This is a genomic window from Mycolicibacterium frederiksbergense (genome assembly GCF_012223425.1).
GTDB classification, from domain to species: Bacteria; Actinomycetota; Actinomycetes; order Mycobacteriales; family Mycobacteriaceae; genus Mycobacterium; species Mycobacterium frederiksbergense.
The window spans coordinates 6,043,366-6,059,220 of record NZ_CP038799.1 but is presented as its reverse complement, the minus strand read 5'-3'; the positions used below and the strand labels follow the sequence as shown (position 1 = coordinate 6,059,220).

Annotated in this window: 19 protein-coding genes; 14 read left to right on the top strand and 5 right to left on the bottom strand. The window is 67.7% G+C overall.

What is annotated here, in order from left to right; genetic code table 11:
* Position 1 precedes the first annotated feature (1 nt).
* Positions 2-1,129 (bottom strand): alanine dehydrogenase, encoded by a 1,128-nt coding sequence (gene ald, locus EXE63_RS32310; RefSeq protein ID WP_168145339.1) that lies wholly within the window; start codon positions 1,127-1,129, stop codon positions 2-4.
* A gap of 92 nt (positions 1,130-1,221) precedes the next feature.
* Here ald and aldR point away from each other — a divergent pair, with 92 nt between their 5' ends.
* Together aldR and EXE63_RS32300 are read left to right on the top strand one after the other, a co-directional pair.
* Positions 1,222-1,737 carry an HTH-type transcriptional regulator AldR gene (aldR, locus tag EXE63_RS32305; protein ID WP_168145338.1) on the top strand — a complete coding sequence of 172 codons (516 nt, stop codon included), beginning with the start codon at positions 1,222-1,224 and terminating at the stop codon, positions 1,735-1,737.
* Positions 1,734-2,513 (top strand): hypothetical protein, encoded by a 780-nt coding sequence (locus tag EXE63_RS32300; protein WP_168145337.1) that lies wholly within the window; start codon positions 1,734-1,736, stop codon positions 2,511-2,513. Before aldR ends, EXE63_RS32300 begins: the two co-directional genes overlap by 4 nt.
* Here the strand turns inward: EXE63_RS32300 and EXE63_RS32295 are convergent.
* Positions 2,491-3,051 (bottom strand): TetR/AcrR family transcriptional regulator, encoded by a 561-nt coding sequence (locus EXE63_RS32295; RefSeq protein WP_168145336.1) that lies wholly within the window; start codon positions 3,049-3,051, stop codon positions 2,491-2,493. The two genes, EXE63_RS32300 and EXE63_RS32295, sit on opposite strands and share 23 nt — an antisense overlap.
* An 86-nt stretch (positions 3,052-3,137) precedes the next feature.
* Here EXE63_RS32295 and EXE63_RS32290 point away from each other — a divergent pair, with 86 nt between their 5' ends.
* Positions 3,138-4,046, top strand: coding sequence for an SDR family oxidoreductase (locus tag EXE63_RS32290; RefSeq protein ID WP_168145335.1), 909 nt, complete (start codon positions 3,138-3,140; stop codon positions 4,044-4,046).
* Here the strand turns inward: EXE63_RS32290 and EXE63_RS32285 are convergent.
* Together EXE63_RS32285 and EXE63_RS32280 are read right to left on the bottom strand one after the other, a co-directional pair.
* Positions 4,043-4,945: an NAD-dependent epimerase/dehydratase family protein gene (locus tag EXE63_RS32285; protein ID WP_168145334.1), complete on the bottom strand. Its 903-nt coding sequence runs from the start codon at positions 4,943-4,945 to the stop codon at positions 4,043-4,045. The two genes, EXE63_RS32290 and EXE63_RS32285, sit on opposite strands and share 4 nt — an antisense overlap.
* A gap of 51 nt (positions 4,946-4,996) precedes the next feature.
* Positions 4,997-5,761, bottom strand: coding sequence for an META domain-containing protein (locus tag EXE63_RS32280; RefSeq protein WP_168145333.1), 765 nt, complete (start codon positions 5,759-5,761; stop codon positions 4,997-4,999).
* Positions 5,762-5,798: 37 nt separating this feature from the next.
* Here EXE63_RS32280 and dapB point away from each other — a divergent pair, with 37 nt between their 5' ends.
* The 5 genes from dapB (at position 5,799) to EXE63_RS32255 (ending at position 9,596) form a co-directional block, all read left to right on the top strand.
* Entirely contained in the window at positions 5,799-6,536 is a 738-nt protein-coding gene (dapB, locus tag EXE63_RS32275) for a 4-hydroxy-tetrahydrodipicolinate reductase (RefSeq protein WP_168145332.1), read from the top strand.
* Positions 6,533-7,003 carry a hypothetical protein gene (locus tag EXE63_RS32270; RefSeq protein WP_105366238.1) on the top strand — a complete coding sequence of 157 codons (471 nt, stop codon included), beginning with the start codon at positions 6,533-6,535 and terminating at the stop codon, positions 7,001-7,003. Before dapB ends, EXE63_RS32270 begins: the two co-directional genes overlap by 4 nt.
* Positions 7,004-7,047: 44 nt before the next feature.
* A complete protein-coding gene (locus EXE63_RS32265) occupies positions 7,048-7,449 on the top strand; it encodes a flavodoxin family protein (protein ID WP_168145898.1) in 402 nt (133 codons plus the stop codon).
* A gap of 72 nt (positions 7,450-7,521) precedes the next feature.
* Positions 7,522-9,099, top strand: coding sequence for an arylsulfatase (locus EXE63_RS32260; RefSeq protein ID WP_210000198.1), 1,578 nt, complete (start codon positions 7,522-7,524; stop codon positions 9,097-9,099).
* A 44-nt stretch (positions 9,100-9,143) separates the two neighbouring features.
* Positions 9,144-9,596, top strand: coding sequence for a hypothetical protein (locus EXE63_RS32255; RefSeq protein ID WP_168145330.1), 453 nt, complete (start codon positions 9,144-9,146; stop codon positions 9,594-9,596).
* On the opposite strand, the gene EXE63_RS32250 is transcribed toward EXE63_RS32255, so the two are convergent.
* Positions 9,597-10,334 carry a dienelactone hydrolase family protein gene (locus tag EXE63_RS32250; protein ID WP_168145329.1) on the bottom strand — a complete coding sequence of 246 codons (738 nt, stop codon included), beginning with the start codon at positions 10,332-10,334 and terminating at the stop codon, positions 9,597-9,599. It abuts the gene before it with no gap.
* A gap of 42 nt (positions 10,335-10,376) precedes the next feature.
* On the opposite strand from EXE63_RS32250, the gene EXE63_RS32245 reads away from it, so the two are divergent.
* From EXE63_RS32245 to EXE63_RS32220, 6 genes are all read left to right on the top strand, one after another.
* On the top strand, positions 10,377-11,177 hold the full coding sequence (locus EXE63_RS32245; protein ID WP_168145328.1) for a thymidylate synthase: 801 nt from the start codon (positions 10,377-10,379) through the stop codon (positions 11,175-11,177).
* Positions 11,174-11,641, top strand: coding sequence for a dihydrofolate reductase (locus tag EXE63_RS32240; RefSeq protein ID WP_168145327.1), 468 nt, complete (start codon positions 11,174-11,176; stop codon positions 11,639-11,641). Before EXE63_RS32245 ends, EXE63_RS32240 begins: the two co-directional genes overlap by 4 nt.
* A 43-nt stretch (positions 11,642-11,684) precedes the next feature.
* Positions 11,685-12,893: a winged helix-turn-helix domain-containing protein gene (locus EXE63_RS32235; protein WP_168145326.1), complete on the top strand. Its 1,209-nt coding sequence runs from the start codon at positions 11,685-11,687 to the stop codon at positions 12,891-12,893.
* 3 nt (positions 12,894-12,896) lie between these two features.
* Positions 12,897-13,787, top strand: coding sequence for a haloalkane dehalogenase (locus EXE63_RS32230; protein ID WP_168145325.1), 891 nt, complete (start codon positions 12,897-12,899; stop codon positions 13,785-13,787).
* A 47-nt stretch (positions 13,788-13,834) separates the two neighbouring features.
* On the top strand, positions 13,835-14,926 hold the full coding sequence (locus EXE63_RS32225; protein ID WP_168145324.1) for a GGDEF domain-containing protein: 1,092 nt from the start codon (positions 13,835-13,837) through the stop codon (positions 14,924-14,926).
* Positions 14,927-15,008: 82 nt separating this feature from the next.
* Positions 15,009-15,731 carry an SDR family oxidoreductase gene (locus tag EXE63_RS32220; protein WP_168145323.1) on the top strand — a complete coding sequence of 241 codons (723 nt, stop codon included), beginning with the start codon at positions 15,009-15,011 and terminating at the stop codon, positions 15,729-15,731.
* Positions 15,732-15,855: the final 124 nt, after the last annotated feature.

Genomic DNA, 15,855 nt, shown 5'->3' with positions numbered 1-15,855 from the left:
GCTACGCCAGCAGAGTGGTGGGATCGGTGAACGGCAGATCGAGGTCGGCGGCCACCTGCTCGGACAGCAGCGCACCTTCGTGGGTGGACAGGCCCTTGGCCAGCGCGGCGTCGGCCGCACACGCGGCCTGCCAACCCTTGTCGGCCAGCTTGAGCACATAGGGCATCGTCGCGTTGGTCAGCGCATAGGTCGATGTCCGCGGCACGGCACCGGGCATGTTGGCCACGCAGTAGAACACGGTGTCGTGCACCGCAAACGTCGGGTCATCGTGGGTGGTGGGCCGGGAATCCTCGAAGCAGCCGCCCTGGTCGATCGCGATATCGACCAGGACCGCGCCCGGCTTCATCTGGGCGACAGTCGCATTGGTGACCAGCTTGGGCGCCTTGGCCCCGGGCACCAGGACCGCACCGATCACCAGGTCGGCCTGTTTGACCGCGTCTTCCAGATCCAGGCTCGACGAGTAGCGGGTCTCGATGGCGCCGCCGTACTCGGCATCGATCTTGCGCAGGATATTGATGTTGAGGTCGAACACGGTGACGTGCGCGCCCATACCCCAGGCCACGGCGGCCGCATTGTCGCCGGCCATGCCGCCGCCGATGACCACGACCTTGGCCGGTGCGACGCCGGGGACGCCGCCCATCAGGACGCCGCGACCGCCCTGGGTGCGCATCAGGTGGTAAGCGCCCACCTGCGCGGCCAGTCGCCCGGCGACCTCACTCATCGGGGCCAAGAGAGGAAGTGCGACAGAGTTGTCCGGGCCGGCGGTCTGCACGGTCTCGTAGGCGATCGACGTGGTGCCCGACGCCAGCAGCGCGTCGGTGCACGGCTTGGACGCGGCCAGGTGCAGGTAGGTGAACAGCGTCTGGCCCTGGCGCAGGCGGGCGTATTCGGCCTCGATCGGTTCCTTGACCTTGAGCAGCAGGTCGGCCTCGGCCCACACCTGTTCGGCGGTGGCGGCGATCTGGGCGCCGGCGGCCTTGAAGTCGTTGTCGGAGATGGCAGAACCGGCACCGGCACCTGCCTGGATGACGACGTCATGGCCGCGGCGGGTGAGTTCGGCAACGCCGGCCGGGGTGATGGCGACGCGGAATTCGTTGTTCTTGATCTCGGTCGGGACGCCGACGAGCATGATCGCTCCTTGCGATTGAGGTGGTGAGACAATTGTGAAGAAACTCCGGTCGTGTGGCAATAAATATGGCGACACTTCGTTAATATCGCCATATGGGTGAACAATCATCGACCCCGAGGGCTCGCTTGGCGCCTGCGCCGAAGGATGTTCGGTCGCCAGAGCTCGACGATATCGACCGGCGCATGCTGCTGGCGCTGCACGCCGACGCCCGCATCTCCAACAGTGCGCTGGCCGAGGCGGTCGGCATCGCGCCGTCGACGTGTCACGGACGGCTGCGGCGGTTGCAGGATCTGGGCGTGATCCGCGGATTCTTCACCGATATCGATCCGTCGGCGGTCGGGCTGAACCTGCAGGCGATGATCTCGGTGAGCCTGAATTCCACTGCCCGCGGCCGGATCCGTGACTTCATCCAGCAGATCCGCCGGCGACCGCAGGTGATGAATGTGTACTTCCTGGCCGGTGGTGATGACTTCATCCTGCATGTCGCGGCGCGCGACACCGAGGACCTGCGGGCCTTCGTGGTCGAGAACCTCAACGCCGACGCCGATGTGGCCGGCACCCAGACGTCGCTGATCTTCGAACATCTGCGCGGGGCCTCGCCGCTGTGAGCCTCGAGGACGATCTGGACGCTCTCTACGGGGTGCCGCCCGAGGAGTTCACCGCGCTGCGTAAGGAACTGGCGACGGCGGCCAAGGATCGCGGCGACGGCGACGCGGCGCGGGTGATCGCCGCCGCGCGGCGCCCGACCACGGCGGCCTGGGTGGTCAACGAGCTCATCCGGGCGGATCCGACCGCGAAGGTCAGCCTTGCCGAGTTGACCGCGCAACTGCGGGCCGCGCATGCGGCGATGGACGGTGCCCGTATCCGCGAACTGTCCACGGCCCAGCGGAAACTGGTGAGTCAGTTGGCGCGCACCGGGTTCGCGGCAGCCGGCATGTCCGACCCGTCGGCGGCGATTCGCGAGGATGTCACCGGCACCCTACAGGCGGCGATCGCCGACCCCGAGGTCGCGGCGCAGTTGGGTCGGCTGCAGAAGGCGCAGGAGTGGTCGGGTTTCGGTGACTTCGGTGCCCCGACGGAGGTCCGCACCCCACGCCGGACGTCCGCGCCCGAGCCGGAACAGCGGATCGACCGTCGCGCCGTCGAGAAGCGGCGTCGCGCGCTGACCGCCGCCGAACGCGCGCGCGGCGACGCCATGGCCGCGGTATCGGAGCGCACGACCGCCCTGGCAACGGCGCGCCGCCGCTACGAGGAAGTGCTGCACACGCTGAGTGCGGCGGAGCAGGCCGTGGCCGGCGCGGAGCGGCAGCTGCACGATGCGAACAATGAACTGGCGCGGGCTGATTCGGTGCTCGCCGAGCTCAGGGGTGAGTTGCCGACCTGAGCTCGGCCAGCGACTCGCCGATGAGATCGGTCAACGGACGGTCGTCTGGATCATCGAGCCAGCGCTCGAAGGCGACCTTGAAGACCGCGACCCCGGTCTGGGCCAGCAGACCGGCCGTCGCATCGGCGACGCCGCGCCTGCGCAGCGCGTCGGTCATCGTGGTGGCCAGGGACGCAAGCTTGATGAGCTCGCGTTCCTGCAAGGCGGGATGGGCATTGATGACGGTCTGGCGGGTGCGGGCGTGCGGGCGGCGGTCGCGAAAGAAGTCCGACGTGGACTCGAGTGCTGCGGCGACGGCGTCCAGGGGAGCGCTCGCCTCGGGCGCGGCGTCGATCGCGCCGGCCATCGCCTGGGCGAGTTCGTCACCGCGGAACAGCACTTCGCGCTTGTCGGTGAAGTGACGGAAGAACGTGCGCTCGGTGAGTCCGGCGCGGCCGGCGATCTCGGCGACCGTCGTCTGGTCGTAGCCGCGCTCCAGATAGAGCTCGAGCGCGGCCCGCTCCAGGCGTCCGCGTGCGTCCGGCTCCCAGCGACCCATGCACGGAGTCTAGGTGATGACAGCGACTGACTTCACGCGTAGGGTAAGTGATGTCATTGACTGACATCAAAGAAGGAGAAGTGCACATGCGTGTTTTCGTCACCGGCGCCAGTGGCCACATCGGTGCCCTGACGGTCACCGAACTGCTCGGCGCCGGCCACCAGGTCACCGGCCTGGCGCGTTCCGACGCCGCGGAGGCGGCGCTGCGGTCGGCCGGCGCGCAGGTCCGGCGCGGCGCTCTGGCCGACCTCGACGTCCTGGCCGCGGGGGCGACCGCGGCTGACGGCGTGATCCATCTGGCGTTCATCCACGACTTCACCGACTACGCGGCCGCCGGAGCCGCCGATCTGGCGGCCATCGAGGCCATCGGATCGGCGCTGGAGGGCTCGGATAAACCGTTCGTCACCACCTCCGGCACGGCGATGCTGGCTTTCGGGTCCGGCGGATCCGGCATCCTGGGAACCGAGGACAGTGGGGTCGATCCGTCCGGGCCGCGGGTGGCTTCAGAGAACGCCACCGTCGCACTGGCCGGCCGAGGGGTGCGGGCCTCGGTCATCCGGCTGCCGCCCACCGTCCACGGCCCGACCGACCGTCACGGCTTCGTGCCCACCCTCATCGCGAACGCGCGGGCGAAGGGCCGCTCGCTCTACATCGGTGACGGGTCCAACCGCTGGCCCGCCGTCCACAATCTCGATGCGGCGCACCTGTACCGGCTGGCGCTGGAAGCCGCGCCCGCCGGATCGCGGCTACACGGTGTGGCCGAGCAGGGCATCGCCTTCGGCGAGATCGCGCAGGTGATCGCCGACCGTCTTGGGGTGCCCACCCTCAGCGTCACCGCCGAACAGGCACTCGACGAGCTCGGCTTCGTGGGTATCGTTGCGGCACTGGACAATCCGACGTCCAGCGAGGTGACGCGCAAGCTCCTGGACTGGCATCCCGAGCGTCCGGGACTGCTCCAGGATCTGCGCGCGGGCCGTTATTTCGACGCTGTCTAGGCCCCCACCAGTTCCGGGTGGAACTTCGTCACCATCCGGCGGATGCCGTCACGCCAGTCCACGGAGGTGCCGCCGACCAGTTCGTGCATCCGCGTCGTATCGGTCGGACCACCGCGCAGGGCCGCGTCGCTCTCCTCGAACACCGGTGCGCTGCCCACGAGTTCGCCGATATAGGCACACCACTCCTGCAAGCTCACCGTCTGATCTCCGCACCAGTTGACCGTCGTGGCGGGCACCGAGGCGGCTTCCAGCATCTTCGGCAGCGTCGCGATGATGTCGTCCTCGTGGATGGGGTTGTAGCGGGCGGGCCCGCCCGGTGGGACGGGGATCGGCACACCCGAGCGCATCATCTCCATCTGGAAGAACGGCCAGCCGCCGTTGTCGCCGTAGGGCACATTGAGCCGGGCGATCACCGTCGGCATGCCGAGCGCGCGGGCCATCGTCCGGGCCACCACCTCGCCGGCGATCTTGGAGATCGAGTACGTCGGAAACAGGGATTTGTGGTTGTCGCCGAGCGCCGCGGTCTCGGTGCGTGGTTCGTCGTCCGGCGGGTCGTACACCGCTGCCGACGAACAGTGCAGGAACGCCTTGGCCTCGGCGCAGTGCGCCATCAGCAGGCCCACCGACTCGGCGTTGGCGCCCAGGTCCTTGTCCCAGCGCCCGCTCTTGGCGACCGCGAGGTTGAGGACGTAGTCGAAATCCGACGGGATGCCGCTGAAGTCGCCCGCCGCCAGGTTCACCTTCTCGCAGCGAATTCCGGCGCGCTCCAGGTTTTCGCGGGCCGCCGCGTCGGTGAAGCGGGCAATGCCCCAGACCTCGTTGTCCGCCGCCAGCGATAGCGCCAGCGGCGCCGCGACCTGTCCGGTGGGACCGGTGATGAGGATTTTTGCGCCACGCATGGCCAGATGCTAGCCACCGGTCGCGGTCTCGCGACGCGAAATGCCGTCTGCTTACTCGGCGCGCAGCAGCAGACCGTTGCCGTCGGCGCCGGTCAACCGCAGCTGATCGGCGTCCACGACGGCCTGGACGGAACCGTCCAGCACGCGAAGGATCGACTGCTCGATGTCGCCGATTTCACCTGGGCACACCGGGCCGCCGACGTTGATGGGCCCGAACGTCACGGTCTCTGCGGCCGACCCGGTGACCTCGGCGCGAGCATAAAAAGTGTGGCAGCCTGTCCACCCGGTAACGGCCTGATCAGGTCCGATCGTCAGCGTGGGTGTGACCTGCTCGAGGGTGGCCGACGTCATGACAGCGTCGGCGGAGACCAGGCTTTCCACCCGCCAGGTGGTGCCGACGAGCGGGCGATCCGGGTCCACGACCGCCTTGTCGCGCAGCGTGACCGTGGCGGCGTCGGTGGTCAGGGTGAGGGTGTCCGCGCTCAGCGACCACGCCGGCCGGGCCTCCAGCAAGCGACCCATCCACGCGTCGGCGTCCCCGTAGGGCGGCGGGCAGCCCATCATCGTGGTCGCCAGCCGGGTGCTCAGGTGCCCGTCGGCGAGATCGACCGGACCGGATCCGCGGTTGCAGCCCGCGTACGCCGACAGCTGCCCGTCGGCGAAACTCAGGGTCAGCGGACCGCCACCGGGGATCTGCTCGCCCGCCACCGACACCGACACGAAGGTGCGGCCTTCCGGTGAGGTCTCCTCGGCGGCGACGGTACTCGCACAGCCGGCGGTCACCAGCGCGGCCAGCAGCAACACGATCAGGCGCATGCGTACACGCTACGCCCGCCGCAGTAGGCTGCCCTCCATGCGAGTTGCAGTGCTGGGCGCCAAGGGCAAGGTCGGCGCGACCATGGTCAAGGCCGTTGCGGACGCCCCCGATCTGGAATTGTCGGCCCAGATCGATGCCGGAGATCCGTTGTCGATGCTCACCGATACCGGCACCGAGGTCGTCATCGACTTCACCCATCCCGATGTGGTGATGGACAATCTGAACTTCCTGATCGACAACGGCATTCATGCGGTGGTGGGTACCACCGGATTCACCGAGGAACGCCTCACCCAGGTGCACATCTGGCTGTCGGCCAGGCCCGACGTGGCGGTGCTCATCGCGCCGAACTTCGCCATCGGCGCCGTACTGACCATGCATTTCGCCAAGCAGGCCGCCCGGCATTTCGAGTCTGTGGAGGTGATCGAGCTGCATCACCCGCACAAGGCCGACGCTCCGTCCGGCACCGCTGTACGCACTGCGACGTTGATTGCGGAAGCACGAAAAGGTTTGCCGCCCAATCCTGATGCCACCAGCACCGGGCTAGAGGGCGCCCGTGGCGCCGACGTCGACGGGGTCCCGGTGCACTCGATCAGATTGGCCGGGCTTATCGCCCATCAGGAGGTGCTGTTCGGCACCCAGGGGGAGACGCTGACCATCCGGCACGACAGCATGGACCGCACGTCGTTCGTGCCCGGGGTGCTGCTCGGGGTGCGCAAGGTGGCCGAGCGGCCGGGCCTCACCGTCGGGATTGAGCCGCTGCTCGACCTGTCATGAACGACGGCGCGCGGGCACTGCGCATCCAGCTGCTGATCGGGTTCATGTGTGTCGCGCTGGTGGTCTATTTCCTGATGCTGGGGCGAACGGCGCTGGCGTTCATCGCCTCTGGTGAGCCGGCAGCGATCGGTCTCGGTGTGGCGCTGCTCGCGTTGCCGATCATCGGGCTGTGGGCGATGCTGGCCACGCTGCGGGCGGGGTTGGCACACCAGCGGTTGGTTCGGCTGGCCCGCGAGGCCGATATGGATCTCGACGTCAGCGCGCTGCCGCGTAGGCCATCGGGCCGGATCGAGCGCGACGCCGCCGACGCGTTGTTCGAGACAACGCGCGAGGAGCTGGAAGCTGACCGGGACAACTGGGTGCGCTGGTACCGGCTGGCACGGGCCTACGACTACGCCGGTGACCGCTCCAGGGCGCGCGAGACCATGCGCACCGCCGTGGAGATGGAGCGCGGGAGCCGTCCGTGAAGCTGCTCGTGGTGCACCACACGCCGTCGCCGCACTGCCACGAGATGTTCGAGGCCGTCATCGCCGGCGCGACCGACCCCGATATCGAGGGGGTGGAGGTCGTCCGCCGCCCGGCGCTCACGGTGTCACCGGCGGAGATGCTGGACGCCGACGGCTACCTGCTGGGTTCACCGGCCAATCTGGGCTACATCTCGGGTGCCCTCAAGCATGCCTTCGACGGCGCCTACTACCAGCTGCTGGACAGCACCCGAGGTCGGCCGTTCGGGCTGTACCTGCACGGAAACGAGGGCACCGAGGGTGCCGAGCGCGCGGTCGACGGCATCACGGCGGGTCTGGGCTGGGTGAAAGTGGCTGACCACGTAGTGATTTCGGGGAAACCCGGTAAGTCTGATCTGGACGCGTGCTGGAACCTCGGGGCGACCGTCGCGGCACATCTGATCGGCTGAAGCGCGCGAACCCGAGATACCGACGGGGCATCGATGGCAGGGTGGTTGGTGCCAACAAATCGGGAGGGAAACGTGGCGCAAGAATCCAGCACGTCCAAGCCAAACATTGTTCTCATCGTCTCCGACGACTTCGGTTACGGAGATGCCGGTGTATACGGCGGCGGCGAAAACCGCGGTATGCCCACGCCGTGCCTCGACCAGATGGCCGACGAAGGCATGCAGTTCATGTCGTTCTATGCGCAGCCGAGTTGCACACCTGGGCGCGCAGCGATGCTCACCGGACGCATCCCGAACCGCAGCGGCATGACGACGGTGGCCTTCCAGGGCCAGGGCGGCGGGCTGCCTGCGGCAGAGTGGACGCTCGCGTCCGTGGTCAAGACCGCCGGTTACAAGACATTCTTCACCGGCAAGTGGCACCTCGGAGAGTCCGATTATGCGCTGCCCAATGCGCACGGTTTCGACGAGATGCGGCACTGCGGGCTGTACCACCTCAACGCCTACACCTACGCCGACCCGGAATGGTTCCCGGACATGGATCCCGAGCTCCGCGAGATGTTCGAGCGGGTGACCCAGGGCGCGCTGTCGGGCCGTGCGGGCGAGCAGCCGACCGAGGACTTCAAGGTCAACGGACAGTACGTCGATACGCCGGAGCAAGGGCTGGTGGGCATTCCGTTCTTCGACGAGTACGTCGAGAAGGATGCGCTGGAGTTCCTCGACGAGAACGCGACATCGGACACCCCGTTCTTCATGCACGTCAACTTCATGAAGGTGCATCAACCGAACATGCCGCACCCCGATTTCAAGGGTAAGTCGCTCTCGAAATCGAAATACGCGGACTCGATAGTGGAGAACGACACCCGGATCGGCCGCATCATGGACAAGATCCGGTCGCTGGGCTTGGCCGAGAACACCTACGTGTTCTGGACGACGGACAACGGCGCCTGGCAGGACGTCTACCCGGACGCGGGCTACACCCCGTTCAGAGGTACCAAGGGCACCGTTCGTGAGGGCGGCAATCGTGTTCCCGCCATCGCGTGGGGTCCGGGCATCCAGGCCGGATCACGTAACTCCGATATCGTCGGCGGCCTCGATTACATGGCGACCTTTGCGGCGCTGGCCGGGGCACAACTGCCGGACAGCGATCGCGAGGGTGAGCCCATCATCTTCGACAGCCATGACATGTCGCCGGTGTTGTTCGGGACCGGCACATCCGAGCGCAAGTCCTGGTTCTACTTCAGCGAGAACGAACTGACGCCCGGGGCCGTCCGGGTCGGCCACTACAAGGCCGTCTTCAATCTGCGCGGTGATGATGGTGCGAGCACCGGAGGGCTCGCCGTCGATACCAACCTCGGTTGGAAGGGCGCGCAAGCATATGTGGCGACCGTGCCGCAGATCTTTGATCTCTGGCAGGACCCGCAGGAACGCTACGACATCTTCATGAACAACTACACCGAACACACCTGGACGCTCGTGACCATCAACGAGGCGATCAAGGAGCTGATGCAGACCTATCTGAAGTACCCTCCGCGCAAGCTACAGAGCGAAGGCTATTCGGGCCCGATCACCGTCACGCAATACCAGAGATTCCAGTTCCTCAGAGATCAGCTCGCCACCGATGGTGTGAACATCGCGCTGCCCACCGGCAATTGAGCCTGCGGTAGCGTCGGGCTCCGAACTCCACCAAGGGGGAACACATGCCGGGAATCGCCGAACTCGCACTGGGCGCTGCACCGATTGCCGGCGGCGCCATGCTGGGGGTCATCGCGGGCAACCTCAAACCACCGGATGTGCGCGGCCTGATCGTCAAGGACATGGACCTGCTGGAGCGGATTCCGGCCGACCAGGCCGAACGGCGTGCCCGGTTGCAGGCCAGTATCGACCAGCGCATCGACGAACTGATCACCGCCGGTGAACGCACGCGTGAGTTGCGTGACGCCGCCATGTCCTACCGGGGGAACTGGCGCGATATCGTGCTGTTCGTCTGCGCGGTGCTGTTCACCATCGTGTGGTGGAACGTCAGCCACGCCCGGACGAACTGGCTGGTGATGTTCATCGCGATGATCCTGTTGTCCGCGGCCACCGGCATCTACGCCGGGCGCGGGATCGCGCGGGCGATACGCACCTACCTACACCGAGACGACGCGTAGTCAGCTCAGCGTGCTACCGAACACCTGTGCCATCGCCTCCCAGTGCTGGCGGGCCGCCGCCTCGTCATAGGGCAGGTTGTCCGGCACCGCGAAACCATGTGCGGCCGAGTAGAACTCGATGGTGTGATCGACCCCGGCCTCGGCCAGCGCCGCCTCCAGGACCAGCGAGTCCTCGACGGTGAACGAGGCATCGTCGCGGGCCCCGCCCACGTAGACCCGGGCCTTGATCTTGTCGGCCAGCAGGTGCGGACTGCCCGGATCGTCGGCGGCCAGCCCGCCGCCGTGAAACGACATTGCCGCCGCCACCCGGTCGGGGACCCGGCCCGCAACGATCAGCGAGGTCCGCCCACCCATGCAATACCCGGTGGTGCCGAAGGTGTCGCCGGAGACGTCGGGGCGGGCCTGCAGGTAGTCGAAGAACGCGGCCGCGTCGGCGGCCATGATCTCGGGGGTGACCTTGGCGATCATCCCGAACAGCCGCTTGCGTTCGTCGTCATCGGCGAACACCGTGCCCATGTCGAAGGGCGCCCACCCGGCGTCGCGGTAGTAGACATCGGGGACGAGCACCACGTAGCCGTACCCGGCCAGTTGGGCGGCCATCTCGTCGAAGGTGGCCCGGACGCCGCCGGCGTCGGGGTACATCACCACCGCTGGCCAGGGCCCGACCCCGTCGGGAGTCGCGACCGTGACGCGGCAGGCGCCGTCGGCGGTGGTGATGGTGTCTGTGGTGGTCGGCATGGCATCCGTTGTACTCCACGCGGCTCGACGTAAGCTGACCGTGTGCCCATTGCGACCCCTTATGAGGATCTGCTGCGCCTGGTGATGGCCCAGGGGACACCGAAATCTGATCGCACCGGCACGGGGACCCGCAGCGTTTTCGGCCATCAACTGCGCTATGACCTGGCCGCCGGTTTTCCGCTGATCACCACCAAGAAGGTGCACACCAAGTCCATCGTCTACGAACTGCTGTGGTTCCTGCGTGGTGACTCGAATGTGCGCTGGCTGCAGGAGCGCGGCGTCACCATCTGGGATGAATGGGCCTCTGACACCGGTGATCTCGGACCGGTGTACGGCGTGCAGTGGCGCTCCTGGCCGACACCGTCGGGTGAGCACATCGATCAGATCAGCGCGTCGCTGGAACTGTTGAAGCGCGACCCCGACAGCCGGCGCAACATCGTGTCGGCCTGGAACGTCGGGGAGATCCCGCAGATGGCGCTGCCACCGTGCCACGCGTTCTTCCAGTTCTATGTCGCCGACGGCACGCTGTCCTGCCAGCTGTACCAGCGCAGCGCGGACCTCTTTCTCGGCGTGCCGTTCAACATCGCCAGCTATGCGCTGCTGACCCACATGATGGCGGCTCAGGCCGGCCTGCAGGTCGGCGAGTTCATCTGGACCGGCGGGGACTGCCACATCTATGACAACCATGTCGACCAGGTGGCGTTGCAGCTGTCCCGCGATCCGCGTCCCTATCCCGAACTCGTGCTGGCGCCCCGGGATTCGATCTTCGACTACACCTACGAGGACATCGCCATCGTGAACTACGACCCGCACCCGGGCATCAAGGCCCCGGTGGCGGTATGAGATTGATCTGGGCGCAGTCGACCTCCGGGGTGATCGGACGGGACAACGGCATCCCCTGGCGGCTTCCCGAGGATCAGGCCCGGTTCAAGGAGCTGACCATGGGGCAGACCGTCGTCATGGGCCGGCTGACCTGGGAGTCGCTGCCGGCCAAGGTGCGCCCGCTGCCCGGGCGCCGCAACGTGGTGGTCTCGCGGGATCCCGGGTACCGCGCCGACGGCGCGGACGTGGTGACCGAACTACCGGCCTCGCGGGACATCTGGGTGATCGGTGGTGCGCAGCTGTATGCAGCGGCGCTGCCGCTGGCCGACCGATGCGAGATCACCGAGGTCGACATCGACCTGCCGCGCGATGACGACGACGCGACCGCACCGGTGCTCGACGAAACCTGGGTCGGCGCCGAGGGGGACTGGCTGACCAGCGACTCGGGCCTGCGGTACCGGTTCAGCAGCTACCTGCGCACCTAACCGCGCCGACGGAGTTGTCGGTGCCGTAGGGAACGATGGCGGCGTGCCTACTTTGACCGCCGCGCAGGCCCGACGGGTCGCCGTCGCCGCCCAGGGCTTCCACGAGCCCAAGCCGGGCGTGCTGACCCGCGGACACCTCAAACGCCTGATCTCCAGGATTCAGGTGCTGCAACTGGATTCGGTGTCGGTCTGCGTGCGCGCGCATTACGCGCCGGTCTTCAGCCGGCTCGGTCCCTATGACCGAGACGTGCTGGATCGGGCGGCCTGGAGTCACACCGCACGAGCGCCACGCCTGCTCACCGAGTACTGGGCGCATGAGGCCGCATTGATGGCCGTGGATGACTGGCCGCTGCTGCGGTGGCGGATGCGTGAGTACGAGCACGGCCGCTGGGGCACCGAGATCGTCAAGCGCAACGCCCGGCTGGCCGAGGACATCGTCACCGCGATCGCCGAGCGGGGCCCGTCCACCGCAGGGCAGATCGAGGCGCATCTGGAGGCCGAACCCCGGGGCCGCAAAGGTCCGTGGTGGGATCGCAGCGATACCAAGTGGGTGGCCGAGGCGCTGTGGTCCTCGGGTGTGCTGACCACCGCGACACGGGTCGGGTTCGCCCGCCACTACGACCTCACCGAACGTGTGCTGCCGCCGGAGGTGCTGGCGCGGGAGGTGTCCGACGAGGAGGCGGTGCGCGAGCTGATTCTGCGGGCCGCCGGCGCGCTGGGGGTGGGCACCGAACCGGACCTGCGTGACTATTTCCGGCTCAACCCCACACAGAGCAAGCCCGCGGTCGCCGCGCTGGTGGCCGAGGGCGAGCTGGAGCCGGTCGAGGTGGCGGGCTGGAACGCCCCGGCCTACCTGCGTACCGGGCAGAAGGTGCCGCGGCGCGACCGTGGTACCGCGCTGCTGTGCCCGTTCGATCCGCTGGTCTTCTTCCGACCCCGGATGGAGCGCCTGTTCGACGGTTTCCACTACCGGATCGAGATCTACACCCCGGCCCACAAGCGCCAATTCGGTTACTACGTATGGCCTTTCCTGCTCGACGGCGAGCTCGTGGGGCGCGTCGACCTCAAGCGCGCCGACGGGGTGCTCCATGTGGTGGGCGCCTTCACCGAGGACGGCCGGGATCGATCCCGGGTGGCGGCGGGGATGGCCGCCGAACTGCGGGCGATGGCCGGCTGGCTGGGCCTCGATGACGTCGCGGTCGGTGACCGCGGTGATTTGGTCCCCGAACTGCGGGCCGCCCTGCTTAGCTGAGCCATGGATGTTCTGCGCACCCCCGACGAGCGCTTCACCGACCTGCCGGACTTTCCGTTCGCCCCGCACTACCTGGAGGTCGACGGGCTGCGCGTGCACTATCTGGACGAGGGCGCGGCCGACGCGCCGGTGGTGCTGCTGCTGCACGGGGAGCCGTCCTGGAGCTACCTGTACCGCTGGATGATCCCCGTGCTCGTCGATGCCGGCCTGCGGGCGGTGGCCATCGACCTCATCGGCTTCGGCCGCAGCGACAAACCGGCGACTCGCGAGGACTACACCTATCAGTCGCATGTCGATTGGACGTGGGGGGCCATCGAGGCGATCGGGCTCACCGACATCACGCTGGTCTGCCAGGACTGGGGTGGGCTGATCGGGCTGCGCCTGGTCGGTGAGCACGCCGAACGGTTTGCCCGCGTGGTGGCGGCCAACACCACCCTGCCGACGGGGGATCAGCATCCCGGCGAGGCGTTTCTGGCCTGGCAGCGCTTCAGCCAGGAGACCCAGGAGTTCCCGGTCGGCACCATCGTCAACGGCGGCTGCGTATCGGACCTGACGCCGGAGGTGATCGCGGCCTACGACGCACCGTTCCCGGACGACACGTACAAGGCGGGCGCGCGCCAGTTCCCGACGCTGGTGCCGACCAGTCCGGACGACCCGGCGGCCGCCCCGAACCGGGCCGCCTGGGCAGGGCTGCAACGGTTCGATCGGCCGTTTCTGTGCGCGTTCTCCGACGCGGACCCGATCACCCGTGGTGCCGACGCCCCGCTGCGCAAGCTCATTCCCGGTGCCGCAGGGCAGGCGCACGTGACGATCGCCGGCGGCGGGCACTTCTTGCAGGAGGACAAGGGCCGTGAACTCGCCGGAGTGGTGGCGGACTTCGTCAACCGGGGATAGCGGCGTACGGGGTGACGGATGCGTAAATAACGGGCAGACTGTTCCAGATGGCGGGGCGCGGCGGCCGGTGGTGGCGACAGGCCGACCAATTCCATTGGTTCAGCGTCTACCTGCAGGACCGCGGGCTGGACCTGCCGTGGCGGCTGGCGACCTTCGTGTTCACGCTGCTGTTTGCCGCTGTGCCGGTGGTGATGCTGACCAGTCCCTCTGGGCCGGACACCGCTACCACGCGCGCCATGGCGATCGCGGCGTCCGCGTGTGGGCTGGCGGTCAGCTCCATCTGGTTGATCGGTTGGCCCACCCGCAGGCAGTCGCTGATCTACCACGCGGTGTGCTGCCTGTCGATCGCCGCGGGCACCCTGGCGCTGTCGAGTTCCTACGGCGCCCTGATGGGCTGCGCGATGTTCGCGGCCATCGGCGGCCTGCTCGCCTACTTCCACGCGCTCGTGCACGTGCTCGCCAATTTCGCGGTGGCCGTCGGCTGTGCAGCGATCGCCGCCGCCCGGTTGTTCGCCGATACCGGTGACGCCGCCGTCGTGGTCGCGTCGCTGCTGCTGGTGTTGGGGCTCAATCTCGGCGTGCCGTTCGGTATCCACGCATTGGTGCACTCGTTGCACACGGAATTGCGGTCCTCCGATTTCGATCCGCTGACCGGGCTGCCGAACCGGCGGTCCTTCTTCAACTCGGTGCACGAGATGCTCCTGGAGCGTCGCGGGGAACGCGCCGAGGTGAACGTGACGATGATCGATATCGACGACTTCAAGAGGCTCAACGACACCAGGGGGCACGCGGCAGGCGACGAGGCGCTGGTCGGGATCGGTGCCGTCCTCATCCAGAATTGTGGTGCGGATGCGGCCGTGGGTCGTCTCGGCGGCGAGGAGTTCGTGATCGCCGATACGGCGAGCGTCGAGAGTCACGCCGAGACCGTCGAACGTATCCGGCTCGGTATTGCCGCACTGCCGGTGCAGATCACTGCCAGCCTGGGTACCTGCGGCGCGGCGATCGTCCCCGGCACCGCAGCGGACCCGACGGAGTTCCTCGACGAGCTGATCCGGGCCGCTGACCTGGCGATGTACCGGTCGAAGCGCGCGGGCGGAAACCGGATACATCGCAGCGATGCGACCGCCACCTCACCGTGACCTTAAAGATCTCTTATTTTTCTTAAATTGGGTGTACCGTGAGCCGAGTACGTGACGTGACGGCCTGGTGAAAGGACCCAACATGCACGAACCACAGATCGCCCTGGTGACCAGCGCATCTCGCGGAATCGGCGCGGAGGTCGCACATCAGCTCGCGCACCCGGGGACCCACGTGATCGTCAACTACCGCGAAAAGGCGGGCCGGGCCCATGCCGTGGCCGACGCCATCCGTGACGCCGGAGGACACGCGTCGGCGGTGGCCGCCGACATCTCCGACGAGTCCGCCGCCGAGGCGATGATCGCCGGTATCCGCCAGCGCTTCGGCCGGCTGGACACCTTGGTGCTCAACGCGTCCGGTGGCCTGGAGCGCGACGCCGAGCCCGGCTACGCGATGCGACTCAACCGCGACGCCCAGCGGCGCCTGGTCGCGCTGGCGCTACCGCTGATGCCGCCCGGCGCCCGCGTCGTGTTCGTCACCAGCCACCAGGCGCACTTCTACCCGCACAAGGCGGTGCCGATGGGCTACGCGCCGATCGCGGCGAGCATGCGTGCCGGCGAAACCGCGATGTACGGCATGCGCCACGAATTCGCCCGTCGCGGAATTCATTTCACCGTCGTGTCCGGCGACATGATCGACGGGACGAGCGTGCTGACCCGGCTGCAGGGCCCCGCCCTCGAACCGCGCCGCAGCGCACCGCTGCCGTCGACGGACGAGTTCGCGGCCGCCATCGCCGGTGCCGCCAACTCGCAGTACCACCCCGGCATCGTCTACGTGGGTGGGTCGGAGTACCTGCGTACCGCGTAGGGAGTCACATCGCCCGCGGGCATTGGATTGACCCTGCGTTCGGGGCGTTGCCTTCTCGCACTTTCACGCCATGGACGCAGTATCAACGCCCCCTGCGCTATTGCTAGTCAAGTGCACAGCGCCG